Consider the following 16,598-nt stretch of genomic DNA (forward strand, 5'->3'; position numbering starts at 1 on the left):
CCCGGTTCAGGCGCCCGTGTCCCCGGTTCAAGCTCGCGAGTTCCCGATTCAGGCCCGCGTGTCCCCGGTTAGGTGCCCGTGTCTCCGGTCCAGGCACCTGAGTTCCCGGTCCAGGCACCTGAGTTCCCGGTTCAGGCGCCCGTGTCCCCGGCTCAAGCCCGCGAGTTCCCGATTCAAGCCCGCGAGTTCCCGGTTCAGGCCCGCGTGTCCCCGGTTAGGCGCCCGTGTCTCCGGTCCAGGCACCTGAGTTCCCGGTTCAGGCGCCCGTGTCCCCGGTTCAAGCCCGCGAGTTCCCGGTTCAGGCCCGCGAGTTCAACAGTCACTGGGCAGCGCGAGCCGCCGCCGTCGTGGCCAGGCCGTGCACAAGGCCCTTGATGAGCCGGTGCAGCGTTCGCCGGTAGAGCCAGCCGGTGCCGGGGACCTTGGGGCGGAACGTCGACCGCCAGTGGATGCGCGTACCGGTGTCCAACGGGGTGAGGTCGATTTCGGCGCGGTAGCCGCGCAGGGCCAGCCCGGAAAGCAGCTCATAGCTGAACCGGGACCCGGGCACGCTCTCGACGATCCGCTCCCGCATGGTGTAGCGGCCGGTCCTGAAGATGCGTACCGCGCCGACTCCTTCCCGTTCGGTCTCGCCCTCGGATTCCAGCTCGAACGAGCCCAGCGACGAGCATGTGGGCCAGACAGCGCCGTCCCGCAGCAGTGCGTGCACGGTCTCCGGTTTCGCCTTGGCCTCTTCGGTGATGTCGATGACCTGCATGGCCGCTCCTTCTGTGTGCCAGCTGGTACATACCATGCCCAGCCGGCCGGCCGAAGAACTACTGCTGATCGGGTGGACCAGCACCGCGGTTACCCACGCCTCGTCGTTCGTCGTGGGCCAGCCCGTTCTCTTGGGCCAGAATCGCCGCCTGCACTCGCGAGCGCAGGTTCAGCTTCCGCAGCACACGCGACACATGGGTTTTGACCGTGGTTTCACCGATGTGCAGGCGGGTTGCGATCTGCGCGTTGGACAGGCCGGTCCCGAGGCAAGCGAGTACGTCACGCTCACGGTCGGTGAGTTCGTGCAGAGCGGTGGGTGACAACGCGGATTCGCCACGCGTTTGCGCAAAGGCGGTGATGAGCTTGCGGGTCACCTGTGGTGCCAGCACGCCTTCGCCCGCGGCGACGAGTTTCACCGCCTCGATCAGCCGCGGTGCCTCGACGGACTTGAGCAGGAAGCCGGCGGCCCCGGCACGCAGCGCACCGTATACGTACTCGTCGAGGTCGAACGTGGTCAGCACGAGCACGTCGCATTGGCCTTCGGCGACGAGTTCGCGGGTCGCGGTGATGCCGTCCATGCCGGGCATCCGCACGTCCATCAGCGCGACATGGGGGCGCAGTGCGCGGACCTGCCGGATCGCGGTGATGCCGTCGCCGGCCTCACCGACGACCTCGATCCCCTCGGCGTTTTCCAGGATGAGCCGGAGCCCGGCACGGATCGCGCCGTGATCGTCGACCACCACTACCTTGACCGTCACGCCCGTCCCTTCTTCACTGGAAACTCGGCGCGGACGAGCCAGCCGCGACCGCCCGGGCCGGCGGTGAGTGTGCCACCGACGAGCCCGGCCCGCTCGCGCATGGTCGACAGCCCGTGCCCGCAGTCGCCGACGGGCGCGGCGTGCCCAACGAGCTCGTTGTCCACGGCCACGGTCAGCGAGCCGTCGCGGAGCCCGATGTCGACCTCGACCCGAGCGTCGGGCGCGTGCTTGACCGCGTTGGTCAGCGCCTCCTGGACAATCCGATAGGCGGCGAGATCGACCGCCGCGGGCACTCCGATGTCCAGAGTGGAGCGTACGGCTACCGCCGTACCGGCGGCCTCGGCGGATTGGACGAGGCGGGACAGGTCGGCCAGCCGGGGTGGCGCGGTGGTTTCCGCCTCCGCCTCACCGGGACCGAGCCCTACGCGTAACAGGTCGATCATGGCCCGCATCTCGTCCAGAGCGCTCAGGCTGTTCTCCCGCACCGCGGTCAGCACGGACCGGGTGGTCCGCGGATCGCCGTCCATGGACAGCACCGCCTCGGACTGGATCGCGATCGCCGACAGGTGACCGGCGACGATGTCGTGCAGATCACGTGCCATCCGCGCGCGCTCGGCGGCCACCGCCGCCCGCCGGTCGAGCTCGGCGATCCGCGCCACCTGGTTGGCACGGTCCCGTTCACTGTCGGCGACCTCACGCTGGCCGCGCACGTTCATCGCCCACCACACCGGAACCATCACCAGCGACAGCAGCCCGAGCGCGGCGGGCACAGTACCTTCCGAAGACCGGGCCAGCAGGACCGTGACGGCCAGCAGGAACACGACCGCGACCGCGGCGATCCCGACCATGATCCGGCTGGCCAGCCGGGAGCCGTACAGGGTCGCCGCGTAGAGAAAATCGGTATAGACCACGACTACCGGTAGCGACGCGCCGAGCGCGAGGTCGGCCGCCAGCACCGCGGTGGCCAGGAGGATGCCGCCGGGCACCCGGCGGCGCAGCAACTGCGCGCCACACAGCGCGACGAGCTCGACCAGCCGCACCCACAGCCCGGCCCGGTCCGCGCCGGGCGCCAGCCGGTAGGTCCCGGTGAAGTAGATCGCGAGCACGACCATGAAAGTGACCACGGCGATCACGCCGTCCTGCCGCCACGCCGGTAACGCCCGGTAGGCCGCAACGACCGACTTACCGATCCCCTTGCGCACGAACCCGATGACACCACAGCGCCGCGGTGACCGCGTCCTCCGAAATGATGAGTGCCCAGTCACGCTCTTCGCGGACGCGCGCGACCCGGTGGCGTGCCCAGTATGAAGCCATGAACTTCCTCGCGCAGCATCCCGCCACGCTGGCGATCATCATCGGCGAGATCGCCTTCTGGCTGTTCCTGCTGGGTGGGCTGATCGCCCGGTACCCGATGAAGATGGCGCGGACCAGCGTCGTGCTGCTGACCGCCGTGCCGCTGGTCGACCTCGCCGTGCTCATCGCCTCCGTGATCGACCTGGCCCGCGGGACCCCGGCGAACTTCTCCCACGGCCTCGCCGCCGTCTATCTCGGTTTCAGCATCGTGTTCGGCCCCAGCATGATCCGCTGGGCCGACGGCCGGTTCGCGCACCGGTTCGCCGACGGCCCGAAACCTCGCAAACCCGAAGGCCGGGAGAAAATCCGGCGCGAGTGGCTGGACTGGGGCAAATGCGTGGCGTCCTGCGCGATCGCGGCAGTCCTGCTCCTGGCCGCGATCTTCATCATGGGCGAACCACAACAGGTCGCGCCGCTGTGGGAGTGGATGCCCCGCCTCGGCGGCATCACCGTGGCCTGGCTTCTCCTCGGGCCGGTCTGGACGGAAACCTTCCGCCGCAAGACCCGCGCCCCCCAGCCATGACCGGTGGCGCTCGCGCCACCCACGCGCGCGCCTTCTGTTCCACCATCCGGGAACCGACACAGGATCATAGGCAAGGCCGTCACAGTCACCCGAAGGTGCGTCCCACGACTCGGGAAACCCAGGCACTGTGCCAAATCTCTCCACCCACGATGGGGTGCCCGCCGGTTTTAATGCAATTCAGGCGGAAACCCAGACTCCCCGGCCGCGGCCGCCGGCCCGGCCGGAGGGAGAGGCGGGGGCCATGGATGTCGAATTGAACCATCGGGAAAGAGCCACGCTGAAGGCGGTCGCCTCCGGTCATGCCGAGATCACCTGTAGCAGCGAACCGGACCTGTTCTTCGACGGCCTGACCTGTTGCGACCAGACAACCGCGCACCGGCTGGCCAACCTCGGCCTCATCGCGCCGGCCCACGACGGCCGTCCGGGCGAGCGAGTGCCGGCCGTGCTCACCGACACCGGCCGCGCCGCTTTCACCGCACTTTCCCCAACTCTCACCCGAGCGTCAAATGCGATGTGACACCACACTCAAGATCAGTTTAATTCGATGTGCGGGTAGCCGGGGCCGCCGCCGATAGTCATGATGTTTTCGTAACGGCTTGGTCACCGTCTGCCAGCCGGTGGATCGATCCGACGCACCTGCCGGCGGATATTTACGCAGGTCAGCCCGCTGGATACCAGCAAACGCCGTCCGTCAACTCTCACGTGGCATTTCCCACGCATGCAGGCGGCCTATTTCGGTGACAGTCAATTCACACTACTGTCATAAGACCGGCGACCCCGGGACAAACATGCGCGCACATACCCCAAACCTGAACGGCTGGCCATCGACGCCTGGCCGCTACCGTTGCCTGTCCACGATCAGGCCACTCGCACGTTTCTTCTCGACTGACCACCCACACCGCGAATGCCGCTGGGACGCCCCGCATCAGGGGAGGGCTTCGCGGTGACGACGCCAGAGGAGGCGGCCAGCCGTGACCCGCCACAGCCCGAACAAGCCGGAAGGCTTGTATGACGCACAGTTCGAACACGACGCCTGCGGAGTAGCTTTCGTCGCCGATCTTGCCGGTCGGAGAGATCACGACATCGTCCGCAAGGCGCTGGTCGCACTGCGCAATCTCGAGCATCGTGGCGCAAGAGGGGCGGAACCGGAAACCGGGGACGGAGCGGGCATTTTGCTCCAGGTTCCGGACGCCTTCTACCGCGAGATGGTCGATTTCGAATTACCGAAGCCGGGCCGGTACGCGGTGGGCACGGCCTTTCTGCCCACTGACGCGAAGAACCGCGGACGCGCGATGAGCGCGGTCGAGAGCATTGCCGCGGAGGAGGGCATGCGTGTCCTCGGCTGGCGCGAACTGCCCGTCGACGCGGAGGGCATCGGGCGCACCGCAGCGGCCTGCATGCCGCACTTCACGCAGCTCTTTCTCGCTCCCCGCAACGAAAACATCACCGGACTGGCGCTCGAACGAGCCGCGTTCTGTGTCCGCAAACGGGCCGAGCACGCGCTGGAGCCGGAGGGGGTCTACTTCCCCAGCCTGTCCTCCCGCACCATCGTCTACAAAGGAATGCTCACCGAGCCTCAGGTGGAGCGGTTCTTCCCGGATCTGCGCGACGAGCGGGTGACGAGCGCCATCGGCCTCGTCCACTCCAGGTTCTCCACCAACACCTTCCCGTCGTGGCCACTGGCACACCCCTACCGCTACATCGCGCACAACGGCGAGATCAACACGTTGCGGGGCAACCGGAACTGGATGGACGCGCGCGAGTCGATGCTCGCCAGCGACCTGGTTCCCGGTGACCTGGCGCGGATTTACCCGGTCATCACCCGCGGCGCGAGCGACTCGGCGTCCTTCGACGAGGTCCTCGAACTGCTGCATCTCGGGGGCCGGAGCCTGCCGCACGCGGTGCTCATGATGATCCCGGAGGCGTGGGAAAACCACGAAGAGATGGACCCGGCGCGCCGGGCCTTCTACGAGTTCCACTCGACGCTGATGGAGCCGTGGGACGGCCCGGCGCTGGTCGCGTTCACCGACGGGACACAGATCGGCGCCGTGCTGGACCGCAACGGCCTGCGTCCGGCGCGCTACTGGGTCACCGAGGACGGGCTCGTCGTGCTGGCCAGCGAGGTCGGTGTGCTGGACCTCGACCAGGCGAGCATCGTGCGCAAGGGCCGCCTCGAACCGGGCCGGATGTTCCTGGTGGACACCGCGGCCGGGCGGATCGTCGACGACGACGAGATCAAGAGCGAACTGGCCGCCGAACACCCGTACGGCGAATGGCTCGGCGCCGGGCTGCTCCACCTGGAGGAACTGCCCGAGCGCGACCGCGAAATGCCCACGCATGCGTCGCTGGTGCAGCGCCAGCAGGCCGCCGGGTACACCGCAGAAGAGCTGGAGACCCTGCTGGAACCGATGGCCCGCACCGGCGCCGAGCCGATCGGATCGATGGGCAACGACTCGCCGCTGGCCACCCTCTCCAGCCGGCCGCGGCAGCTCTTCGACTACTTCACCCAGCTGTTCGCGCAGGTCACCAACCCGCCGCTGGACGCGATCCGGGAGGAACTGGTGACCTCGCTGGGCACGCAGCTGGGCGCCGAACCGAACCTCCTGGAAGCCGGGCCGAAGCACTGCCGCAAGATCGTGCTGCCCTTCCCGGTGCTGGACAACGACGAGCTGGCCAAGCTCGTGCACATCAACGACGACGGCGACCTGCCCGAGTTCCAGTCGGTCACCGTGCCCGGTCTGTTCGAAGTGGACGGTGGCGGCAGGGCGCTGGTGCGCCGGCTCGACGAGATCCGCACCGAGGTGTCCGAGGCGATCGCCGACGGCGCCCGCCTGATCGTGCTCTCCGACCGCGGCGCCGACGACCGGCATGCCGCGATCCCGTCGCTGCTGCTCGCCGGTGCGGTGCACCACCACCTGATCCGGCGGAAGACCCGCACCCAGGTCGGCCTGATCGTGGAGGCCGCCGACGCCCGCGAGGTGCACCACATCGCGCTGCTCATCGGGTACGGGGTGGCCGCGGTGAACCCGTACCTGGCGATGGCCACCGTCGAGGAGCTGGCCGGCCAGGGCAAGATCGGCGGCGTCACCCCGAAACAGGCCACCCGGAACCTGATCAAGGCGCTGGGCAAGGGCGTGCGCAAGACCATGTCGAAGATGGGAGTGTCCACAGTGGCCTCCTACACCGGAGCGCAGATCTTCGAGGCGATCGGTCTCGGCGAAGAGGTCGTCGACGCCTGCTTCACCGGAACCACATCGCGTCTCGGCGGCGTCGGGTTCGACACACTGGCCGAGGAAGTCGCGCAGCGGCACCGGCACGCCTACCCGCGCGACGGGCGCCGGGCGACCCACCGCGAGCTGGAAACGGGCGGGGACTACCAGTGGCGGCGCGAAGGCGAGCAGCACCTGTTCAATCCGCACACCGTGTTCAAGCTCCAGCACTCCACCCGCGCCGGAAAGTACGAGGTCTTCAAGGAGTACACCCGCGCGGTCGATGAGCAGTCCGAGAAGCTGCTGACGCTGCGCGGGCTGTTCGAGTTCACCGAGGGCCTGCGGCCACCCGTGCCGATCGAGGAGGTCGAGCCGGTCTCGGAGATCGTCAAGCGGTTCGCCACCGGGGCCATCTCCTACGGCTCGATCTCGCAGGAGATGCACCAGACCCTGGCGATCGCGATGAACCGGCTCGGCGGCAAGTCGAACACCGGTGAAGGCGGCGAGGACCCGGACCGGCTCTACGATCCCGAGCGCCGTTCCGCGGTGAAGCAGGTCGCAAGTGGACGGTTCGGCGTGACCAGCGAGTACCTGGTCAACGCCGACGACATCCAGATCAAGATGGCGCAGGGCGCCAAGCCCGGCGAGGGCGGGCAACTGCCGGGCGCCAAGGTTTACCCGTGGATCGCGAAAACCCGCTATTCCACGCCGGGAGTCGGGCTCATCTCCCCGCCGCCGCACCACGACATCTACTCGATCGAGGACCTGGCGCAGCTGATCCACGACCTGAAGAACGCCAACCCGGCCGCGCGTATACACGTGAAGCTGGTGTCGGAGGTCGGCGTCGGCACGGTCGCGGCGGGCGTTTCCAAGGCGCACGCCGACGTCGTGCTCATCTCGGGCCACGACGGCGGAACCGGTGCTTCCCCGCTGTCGTCGATCAAGCACGCGGGCGCCCCGTGGGAGCTGGGGCTCGCCGAGACCCAGCAGACCCTGCTGGCCAACCGGTTGCGGGACCGGATCGTGGTGCAGACCGACGGGCAGCTCAAGACCGGACGGGACGTGGTGATCGCCGCGCTGCTGGGCGCCGAGGAGTTCGGGTTCGCCACCGCGCCGCTGGTCGTGTCGGGCTGCATCATGATGCGGGTGTGCCACCTGGACACCTGCCCGGTCGGGGTGGCCACGCAGAACCCGAAGCTGCGCGAGAAGTTCGACGGCAAGGCCGAATACCTGGTGAACTTCTTCGAGTTCATCGCCCAGGAGGTACGGGAGTACCTGGCGCGCCTGGGTTTCCGGTCGATCGCCGAGGCCGTCGGGCACGCCGAGGTGCTGGACAAGCGACGTGCGATCGACCACTGGAAGGCGGCCGGGCTGGACCTTTCGCCGATCTTCCACGTACCCGACCTGCCTCCACGGGCGGCCCGGCACCGGACCGTCGCGCAGGACCACGGCTTGGACAAGGCACTGGACAACACGCTGATCCAGCTGGCCGAGGGCGCGTTGAGCTCGGGCGACCGGGTGCGGCTGGAGCTGCCGGTGCGCAACGTGAACCGCACCGTCGGCACCATGCTCGGTTCGGAGTTGACCAAGCGCTGGGGCGGCGAAGGCCTCCCCGACGACACGATCGACGTGACGTTCACCGGCACGGCCGGCCAGTCCTTCGGCGCGTTCCTGCCACGCGGGATCACGTTGCGGTTGTTCGGTGACGCCAACGACTACGTGGGCAAGGGCCTGTCCGGCGGGCGGATCGTCGTCCGGCCGCCACGCGATGCCACGTTCGCCGCCGAGGAGCACATCATCGCCGGCAACGTGATCTGCTACGGCGCGACCGGTGGCGAGATCTTCCTGCGGGGCAAGGTCGGTGAGCGGTTCTGTGTGCGGAATTCCGGCGCGGTCGCGGTCGTCGAGGGCGTGGGCGACCACGGGTGCGAGTACATGACCGGCGGCCGGGTCGTGGTGCTCGGGCCGACCGGGCGGAACTTCGCGGCCGGCATGTCCGGTGGCATCGCGTACGTGCTCGATCTGGCCGGAGTCCGGGTCAACCGGGAAATGGTGGACCTCGACCCGCTCGACGACGAGGACATCGAATTCCTGCGGGAAACGGTGGAACGGCATTACGTGGCAACGCAATCCGCGGTGGCGCGCGTGTTGCTGGCCGACTGGGACGTTGCGGTGGAACGGTTCGGCAAGGTGATGCCGAAGGACTACAAGCGCGTGCTGCACGCGCAGGCGGCCGCCGAACGGGATGGCCGCGATGTGAACGAAGCGATCATGGAGGCGGCTCATGGGTGACCCGAAGGGTTTTCTGACCACGCGCCGGGAGACCCCGAAGGGCCGGCCCGTGTTTCTTCGCCTGCAGGACTGGCACGAGGTCTACCAGGACTTCCCCACCGACCGCCTGGAGAAGCAGGCGAGCCGGTGCATGGACTGCGGGATTCCGTTCTGCCATCAGGGTTGCCCGCTGGGCAACCTGATCCCGGAGTGGAACACCCTGGTGTGGAACCAGGATTGGCAGGACGCGAGCGAACGGCTGCATGCGACGAACAACTTCCCGGAGTTCACCGGGACGTTGTGCCCGGCCCCGTGCGAGACCGCTTGCGTGCTCGGTATAAACGACGATCCGGTCACGATCAAGCGCGTTGAGCTCTCGATCGTCGACCGTGCCTGGGAATCCGGGTGGATCCGTCCCGTCCGGCCGTCGGCCCGCACCGGCCGGACGGTCGCCGTGGTGGGGTCCGGTCCGTCGGGTCTGGCCGCCGCGCAGCAGCTGACCCGTGCCGGGCACACGGTGACCGTGTTCGAGCGGGCGGATGCGATCGGCGGGCTCCTGCGGTACGGGATTCCCGAGTTCAAAATGGAGAAATGGCGGCTGGACCGGCGGCTGGACCAGATGCGCGCGGAGGGCACCGAATTCCGGGCCGGGGTCAACGTCGGTGTGGATGTGCCGACCGCGGACCTGCTTTCGTCGTTCGACGCCGTGCTGCTCGCGGGCGGCGCGACGGCGTGGCGGGACCTGCCGATTCCGGGCCGGGACCTGCCCGGCGTCCATCAGGCCATGGAATACCTGCCGCCTGCCAACCGGGTTTCCGCCGGTGAGCTGGCGGAATCGCCGATTTCCGCCGAGGGAAAGCAGGTCGTGGTCATCGGCGGCGGTGACACCGGCGCGGACTGCGTCGGCACGGCGCACCGGCAGGGCGCGGCTTCGGTGACCCAGCTGGAGATCATGCCGAGGCCGCCGGAGCACCGTTCGGCGGCGCACCCGTGGCCGACGTACCCGATGATCTACCGGGTGTCCTCGGCGCACGAGGAAGGCGGGGACCGGCTCTACTCGGTCAACACGCAGGAGTTCCTGCCCGGCGAGGACGGCGCCGTGCGTGCGTTGCGGCTGGCCGAGGTCCGCAACGAGGACGGCCGGTTCGTGCCGGTCGAGGGCACCGAGCGGGAGCTGCCCGCCCAGTTGGTCCTGCTGGCCATGGGTTTCGTGGGCCCGCAGCGCGAGGGCCTGCTTGCCGAGTTGGACGTGGCGCTGGACGCACGCGGCAACGTGGCCCGTGACGCCTCGTTCAAGACGAGTGTGGACAAGGTGTTCGTCGCCGGTGACATGGGCCGCGGCCAGTCGCTGATCGTCTGGGCCATCGCCGAGGGCCGGTCCGCGGCGGCCGCGGTGGACGCCTACCTGATGGGGGGCTCCCCGCTGCCTTCGCCGATCGCGCCCACCGACCGGCCGATTTCGTGACTACCGCGCGAGTCCCACACTCCCGTAACGCGAGTCCCACACTCCCGTAACGCGAGTCCCACACTCCCGTAACGCGAGTTCCACACTCCGGTCGACCGGAACGCGGAACTCGCGCGACCAGAACGTGGGACACGCACGACGGGAACGTGGGACACGCACGACGGGAACGTGGGACACGCGTCAGCACGGTAACCGGATCTTTCCCCGCGCGCTCTCCTGCGTACAGCAGAATGCCCCCTATGACGATGCTGACCCAGCGGCTCGCGGCCTCGCTGGAGGCCACCGCCCGGCTGCTTCGCCGCGGCGGCGACACCAAGGTGCTCGTACTCGGCGGGGTCCGCTCGGGCAAGTCGAGGCACGCGGAACGCCTGATGGCGCCCCATCCGGAGGTGGTTTACGTCGCGCCCGGCCCGCCGGCCGGGAACGGCGACCCGGAGTGGGCCGAGCGCATCGCGCGGCACCGTGCCCGGCGGCCGGGCAACTGGCGGACCCTGGAGACCACCGACCTCGCGACCACCCTGCGCAAGGCCTCCAGACCCTTGCTCATCGACTGCCTCGGCACCTGGGTGAGCCAGGTGCTGGGCGAGGTCGGCGCGTGGGACGCGGCCGACGGCTGGGAACTGCGGCTGGACGAGCGCATGGAGGATTTCCTCGCCGCGTTCTCGGCGGCCCACGTGCCGGTGGTCGTCGTCAGCAACGAGGCCGGCATGGGCGTGGTGCCCGCAACGTTCTCCGGCCGCGTGTTCCGCGACGTCCTGGGAACGTTGAACAACCGGGTCGGCGCGCTGGTCGACAGCGTGCAACTGGTGATGGCCGGGCGCGTGGTGCGGTTGCGGGAACGGGCATATCAATGAGGTTTCCGGTGCCGGACGCCGATGCCTACGCCGCGGCACGGACCCGCCTGGACGCGCTGGTCAAGCCGGTCGGCGCGCTGGGCAGGCTGGAAGACCTCGCGGCCTGGCTGTCCGCCGCGCACGGCGTGGTGCCGCCGCGCCCGCTGGACGACGTCCGGGTGGTGATCTTCGCCGGGGACCACGGGGTTCGGAATGTGTCGGCGTATCCGCGGGAAGTCACCGCGGCGATGGTGCGGGTGTTCCTGGCCGGCAAGAGCGGTGTCAACGTGCTGGCGCGGCAGGTCGGCGCCCGGGTGCGGGTGCTGGACATCGCGGTGGACGACGATCTCGACGGCGTGCCGGAAGCCGTGCGGGCACACAAGATCCGCCGCGGCTCGGGCGCGATCGACACCGCCGACGCGCTGGCGCCGGGCGAGGCCGAACGCGCCTACGCCGCGGGCCGGGCGGTGGCCGACGAGGAGGTCGACGCGGGCGCGGACCTGGTGATCCCCGGGGACATGGGCATCGGCAACACGACGGTGGCCGCCGCGCTGGTCGCCGCCTGTCTCGACCTGCCCGCCGAGGAGGTGGTGGGCACCGGCACCGGAATCGACCCGGCGGGGCGGGCGCACAAGGTCGACGTGGTCACCGCCGCGCTGACCCGCTCCGCCGGCCGGATCGCCGACCCGTTCTCCCTGCTCACGACGCTGGGCAGCGCGTGCGCCGCGGCGACCGCGGGCTTCCTGGTACAGGCCGCCGCACGCGGGGTGCCGGTGCTGCTGGACGGGGTGTTCTCGGGCGCGGCGGCGCTGGTGGCACACCGGATCGAGCCGGCTGCCGCGCGGTGGTGGCTGGCCGGGCACCGCTCGGCCGAACCGTCCCACTCCCTCGCCCTGGACGCGCTGGGCCTGACGCCGGTCCTCGACCTCGGGCTGCGGCTGGGCGAGGGCAGCGGCGCCGTCCAGGCCGTCCCCACCCTCCGCGCCGCCCGCGCCGTCCTGGCCGAGATGGGCCTGCTGGCCGACCTCGGTTGAGCTGCCGGTGCGAGAAGTGAACGCGTTGCGGATGGCGGTGGGCACGCTGACGGCGTTGCCGGTGAAGCCACCGAGGGTGATCAACCGCCGGGTGGCGGCCGGCGCGATGGTGCTCGCACCGCTGGCGGTGGTACCGCTGGCCGTCCTGGCCGCGGCGACGACGCTGCTTCCGCTGCCCCCACTGGTTTCCGCCGCGCTGGCGGTCGGCCTGGTCGCCCTGGGCAGCCGGGGACTGCATCTGGACGGGCTCGCCGACACCGCAGACGGGCTCGCTGCCTCCTACGACCGTGAGCGTGCCCTGGAAATCATGCGACGCGGCGACTCCGGTCCGGCGGGGGTCGCCACGGTGACTCTGCTCCTGATCGTCCAATGTGGAGCGTTGGCGGGCGCGATCGGCGCGGGGCACGGGGCGGCGACGGCCGGGGTCGCCGTCATCGCCGGCCGGTGCGTGCTCTCCGCCTGCTGCGCGCGGGGCCTGCCCGCGGCGCGCCCGGAGGGGCTGGGCGCCACGGTGGCCGGAGCCGTGCCGGTCGCCGTGGCCGCGCTGGTCTTCCTGCTCGCCGCGGCACTGGCCGCCGTGGTTCCCGGCTGGCCGTGGTGGCGGGGACCACTGGCCGTGGCGGTCGCCTACCTCGTTGGCGGGTTGGTGTGTTGGCGCTGTGTCCGCCGGTTCGGCGGTATCACCGGCGACGTTCTGGGCGCCTGCGTGGAAAGCGCCTTCACCGCCGCCCTCGTCGCCCTCTGCGCCTGACTGTGTTGTCGAATGGCCCTCCAACCGCGCGAATCGCCGAAAACCGCCCGGACCGGGCGACGACTCGCCGACCTGGCGGGCCTGACCGCGCTTACGTGGCCGGCAAGCACAGAATGGCCCCATGAACGAACCGAGCCACTCCGTGTCACCCGCCCCGCCCCGCCCGGACCGGCCGGCCGCCACGCACCTGGCCAGGTTCACCGCAAGTAAGCGGGCATAATGCGGTGAGCATCGAGCCCGACGAAACCCCGACCCCCCAAGGCGATAGCGTTCGTTCAATGTGGATGGCCAGCAGGACATCAACCGTAACCCGCACCGAGGTGACCGCGGAAGATCAGCCGACGCCGCAGACCGCGGACGTGAGCCGGCCGCGAACCCTCCTCTGGCGGACGCTGGCCATCGTGCTCGGCTTGTTCGCCGCCGCCTCCGCGATCGCGTATCCACTGCTGCCGGTGGTACAGGACACCGCGCGGATCGTGTGGCCCGTGGGCAGTGACACCCGGGCGGTGAACGCCCCGCTGACCGGGTACTGGGCGCAGGACATGCAGGTCACCGTGCCGTGCCGGACGATCGAGTCCATCGGCGCACGCCAGCCCGGCGGTGCGCTGCTGTTCTCCACGGTCCCGGGCGCGCGCACCGGCAACGGCGCGGGAATGCAGTTGCGGGTGGAAAACGGCGAACTCGTCGCGTTCAACCGGGGCGAACAGGTGGCCCGCCAGCCGTTGCCCGCCACCGGCTGTGACATCGAATACCGCTCGACCGCGACGCACACCACACTCACGGTCGCCGGCACCCCGGTCTACGACGCGGGCGGCGACGTCCGGGCCCGTGTGATCGGCATTTACACCGACATCACCTCCGCCAAGGACCCCATTGACGGGCTGAGCGTGTCGATCACTCCGGACACGCGCTACGAGTCTTCGCCGACGGGCTGGAAGGTCGGCATCGGCGTGTTCGGCGTGCTATCGCTGATCGGCTGCCTGGTCGCGGTGAACCGGCTCGACGCGAAGGGCGCCCGCAGCGCCCCCCGGTGGGCGCCGATCGGCTGGTGGAAGCTCACCGCGCGCGACCTGACCGTGGTCGGCGCGCTCGGCGCCTGGGTGTTCATCGGCCCGGTGACCTCCGACGACGGCTACATCCTCACCATGGCCCGGGTCGCCGACCAAGTCGGCTACCTGACCAACTACTACCGCTGGTTCGGCGTCGCCGAGGCGCCGTTCGGCTGGAACGACCACATCTACGAGCTGATGGCCCAGGTCTCCACGGTGCCGCCGTGGATCCGGCTCCCGTCGTTCCTGCTGGGCGTGATCAGCTGGCTGCTGATCAGCCGCGAGGTGATGCCGCGGTTGGGTACGCGGATGCGCAACAGCCGGGCTGCCGGCTGGGCGGCGGCCATGGTGTTCCTGGTGTGGTGGATGCCGTTCAACAACGGCGTGCGTCCCGAACCGTGGGCCGCGCTGGGTTCGCTCATCGCGCTCTGCGCGGTGGAACGAACGCTGGTGACCCGTCGGCTGCTCCCCCTGTGCCTCGGCCTGATCGGCGCCGCGTTCGCGCTGGCCGCCACGCCCACCGCACTGATCGCGGTGGCGCCGTTCCTGGTCGCCGCCCGGCCGCTGTTCCAGATGCTGCGCGCCCGCGCCCGCGACGGTGGCTGGCTACCGGTCCTCGCGCCGATCGCCGCCGCCGGGTTGATCGTGCTGATCGTCGTCTTCGCCGACCAGACCTTCGCCACAGTGGCCGAGGCGACCCGGCTGCGTGGCCAGGTCGGGCCGAACCTTCCGTGGTACGACGAGCTTTCCCGGTACGAGCTGTTGTTCGCCGATAGCGCGGACGGCTCGATGACCCGCCGTTTCCCCGTGCTGCTCCTCATCCTGTGCACCGGCGCCTGCCTGGTCGTCCTGCTGCGGCGGGGCCGGATCCAGGGCGCGGCGCTCGGCCCCGCCCGGCGGCTGATCGGCACCACCGCGCTGTTCTTCCTGCTGCTCGCGCTGACCCCGACCAAGTGGACGCACCACTTCGGCGCGTTCGCCGCGGTCGGCTCGGCGATGGCCGCGCTGACCGCGCTGGCGACCAGCACGACGGTGCTGCGGTCCAAACGCAACCAGGCGGCCTTCACCGCGGGGCTGCTCGTGGTCTCCGCGCTGGCCGCTACCGGGCCGAACGCCTACTGGTTCGTGTCCAGCATCGGCGTGCCATGGTTCGACAAGGCGCCGTCGTTCCACGGCATCCACCTGTCCACCGTGCTGCTGATCGCCGCGGCCGTCGCGACGGTGGTCGCGTTCGTGGAGAACGTGCGCGCCCAGCGACCGGGCCTGCCCCCGCCGGTGACCGAGCGCCGCGGCCTCGCGCTACGGCTCGGTTCGATCTCCCTGGTCGTGGTGTGTGGTCTGGTCGTGGCGTTCGAGTTCGCCAGCATGGGTAAGGCGATCCAGAAGCAGGCCCACAGCTACAGCCTGGGCGCGGCGAACGTGTCCCACCTGTTCACGACCAGCTGCAACCTGTCCGACCACGTGATGGTCGAGCAGGACCCGGTGTCCAGCGTGCTCAAGCCGGTGAACCTCGCGACGGTGCCCGAAGAGCAGACGTCCCAGGCCAATTTCACGTTGCCCCCGCTGGACCAGGACAACGGCAAGACCGACGTCGGCTTCCACGACGACCCGCGCGGCGACGGCGGCGACCCACTGAGCGAACCGCCGCACGGCTTCACTCTCTCGACGGTGCCGATGTGGAGCAGCTACAACGACACCAAGGGCCCGACGGGACGGCTGCGCACCGACTGGTTCGCGCTGCCGGAGGACCGCTCCGGTGACCAGGTCGCGGTGGCGGTGGCGGCTCCGCCGCACAAGGCGACGAACGTGTCGCTGCAGTTCGGCACGCAAACGCCGCAGGGCGTCCGGGTGGTCAAGACCGAGCAGGTACTGGGCAACGGCGCCGGCACGCCGCAGAAGACCGGCGACGACGCGGGCAAGTGGACCTGGGTCGACCAGCGAGTGCAGATCGGCGACCTGCCGAAGGACGTGACCGTGGTCCGCGTGGTGGCCCGCGACGACGACGTCACCGACGACGGGTGGGTGGCCGTCAGCGCGCCGCGCCTGCCGACGTTCACCACGCTCACCCAGCGTGTCGGCAACGCGCCGGTGTACACGGACTGGCCGGCGGGGTTCGTCTACCCCTGCATGAACCCGGTGGTCTCGCATGATGGCATCACGGAGATTCCCGCCTACCGGATCACGGCGGGCGACTTGTCCTCCGAAGCCGGCGTCACCGACAACATCGGCGGCGGACCGCTCGGCTGGCTCGAGGAGGTCGCCAAGGAGCCCGAGGTGCCCAGCTACCTGCAGGGCGACCCGGGACAGTCGTGGGGCAAGCTGATCCAGGTCGAGCCCTACACCGAGGGTGTCGCGCCGCACGTGGTGCGCGGTCAGCAGGTCCAGTGGGGCTGGTGGTCACCGGGGCCCGGCCCGCAACAACCGAACGGATCCACCGCGACCCACTGATACCGGCAACTCCTCGAAGACCTCCTGACCGCACCCCGGTCAGGAGGTCTTCTCTTTCCCCAGCGCGAGTCCCACGTTCCCGACGCGCGAGTCCCACGTTCCCGACGCGCGAGTCCCACGTTCCCGACGCGCGAGTCCCACGTTCCCG

Annotated in this window: 11 protein-coding genes; 8 read left to right on the forward strand and 3 right to left on the reverse strand. The window is 69.8% G+C overall.

The features are described 5' to 3' along the window. Positions 1-319: 319 nt before the first annotated feature. Genes A3CU_RS0142200 through A3CU_RS0142210 form a run of 3 tightly spaced genes read right to left on the reverse strand, consistent with a single transcriptional unit; the run spans position 320 to position 2,716 of the window. Complete coding sequence (locus A3CU_RS0142200; protein WP_052373156.1) at positions 320-757, reverse strand: SRPBCC family protein; 438 nt, start codon at positions 755-757, stop codon at positions 320-322. Between the two features lie 58 nt (positions 758-815). Continuing rightward, entirely contained in the window at positions 816-1,514 is a 699-nt protein-coding gene (locus A3CU_RS49460; protein ID WP_052373158.1) for a response regulator, read from the reverse strand. Next, positions 1,511-2,716, reverse strand: a complete 1,206-nt coding sequence (locus tag A3CU_RS0142210) for a sensor histidine kinase (protein ID WP_245617563.1) — start codon at positions 2,714-2,716, stop codon at positions 1,511-1,513. Before A3CU_RS0142210 ends, A3CU_RS49460 begins: the two co-directional genes overlap by 4 nt. Before the next feature lie 110 nt (positions 2,717-2,826). Between A3CU_RS0142210 and A3CU_RS0142215 the strand changes: the two genes are divergently transcribed. From A3CU_RS0142215 to A3CU_RS0142250, 8 genes are all read left to right on the forward strand, one after another. Next, positions 2,827-3,390 carry a hypothetical protein gene (locus tag A3CU_RS0142215; RefSeq protein ID WP_027947314.1) on the forward strand — a complete coding sequence of 188 codons (564 nt, stop codon included), beginning with the start codon at positions 2,827-2,829 and terminating at the stop codon, positions 3,388-3,390. 241 nt (positions 3,391-3,631) lie between these two features. Then, on the forward strand, positions 3,632-3,907 hold the full coding sequence (locus tag A3CU_RS0142220; protein WP_027947315.1) for a hypothetical protein: 276 nt from the start codon (positions 3,632-3,634) through the stop codon (positions 3,905-3,907). Positions 3,908-4,361: 454 nt separating this feature from the next. Further along, entirely contained in the window at positions 4,362-8,891 is a 4,530-nt protein-coding gene (gene gltB / locus A3CU_RS0142225; RefSeq protein ID WP_027947316.1) for a glutamate synthase large subunit, read from the forward strand. Beyond that, positions 8,884-10,335, forward strand: coding sequence for a glutamate synthase subunit beta (locus A3CU_RS0142230; RefSeq protein WP_027947317.1), 1,452 nt, complete (start codon positions 8,884-8,886; stop codon positions 10,333-10,335). Before gltB ends, A3CU_RS0142230 begins: the two co-directional genes overlap by 8 nt. Before the next feature lie 239 nt (positions 10,336-10,574). After that, positions 10,575-11,189, forward strand: a complete 615-nt coding sequence (locus tag A3CU_RS0142235) for a bifunctional adenosylcobinamide kinase/adenosylcobinamide-phosphate guanylyltransferase (protein ID WP_027947318.1) — start codon at positions 10,575-10,577, stop codon at positions 11,187-11,189. Beyond that, entirely contained in the window at positions 11,186-12,202 is a 1,017-nt protein-coding gene (cobT, locus tag A3CU_RS0142240) for a nicotinate-nucleotide--dimethylbenzimidazole phosphoribosyltransferase (RefSeq protein WP_027947319.1), read from the forward strand. The genes A3CU_RS0142235 and cobT overlap by 4 nt, the downstream gene beginning before the upstream one ends. A gap of 31 nt (positions 12,203-12,233) precedes the next feature. Then, positions 12,234-12,953, forward strand: a complete 720-nt coding sequence (locus A3CU_RS0142245) for an adenosylcobinamide-GDP ribazoletransferase (RefSeq protein WP_027947320.1) — start codon at positions 12,234-12,236, stop codon at positions 12,951-12,953. Positions 12,954-13,237: 284 nt separating this feature from the next. Beyond that, entirely contained in the window at positions 13,238-16,450 is a 3,213-nt protein-coding gene (locus A3CU_RS0142250) for an arabinosyltransferase domain-containing protein (protein ID WP_084144253.1), read from the forward strand. Positions 16,451-16,598 lie beyond the last annotated feature (148 nt).

The sequence above is a fragment of the Amycolatopsis taiwanensis DSM 45107 genome (assembly GCF_000519205.1).
GTDB lineage: Bacteria > Actinomycetota > Actinomycetes > Mycobacteriales > Pseudonocardiaceae > Amycolatopsis_E > Amycolatopsis_E taiwanensis.

Bases quoted from the DNA above. Each gene is read 5' to 3' on its own strand.
- A3CU_RS0142200 (WP_052373156.1), bottom strand. From the start codon at position 757: ATGCAGGTCATCGACATCACCGAAGAGGCCAAGGCGAAACCGGAGACC.
- A3CU_RS0142215 (WP_027947314.1), top strand. From the start codon at position 2,827: ATGAACTTCCTCGCGCAGCATCCCGCCACGCTGGCGATCATCATCGGC.
- A3CU_RS0142220 (WP_027947315.1), top strand. From the start codon at position 3,632: ATGGATGTCGAATTGAACCATCGGGAAAGAGCCACGCTGAAGGCGGTC.
- A3CU_RS0142230 (WP_027947317.1), top strand. From the start codon at position 8,884: ATGGGTGACCCGAAGGGTTTTCTGACCACGCGCCGGGAGACCCCGAAG.
- A3CU_RS0142235 (WP_027947318.1), top strand. From the start codon at position 10,575: ATGACGATGCTGACCCAGCGGCTCGCGGCCTCGCTGGAGGCCACCGCC.
- cobT (WP_027947319.1), top strand. From the start codon at position 11,186: ATGAGGTTTCCGGTGCCGGACGCCGATGCCTACGCCGCGGCACGGACC.
- A3CU_RS0142245 (WP_027947320.1), top strand. From the start codon at position 12,234: ATGGCGGTGGGCACGCTGACGGCGTTGCCGGTGAAGCCACCGAGGGTG.
- A3CU_RS0142250 (WP_084144253.1), top strand. From the start codon at position 13,238: ATGGCCAGCAGGACATCAACCGTAACCCGCACCGAGGTGACCGCGGAA.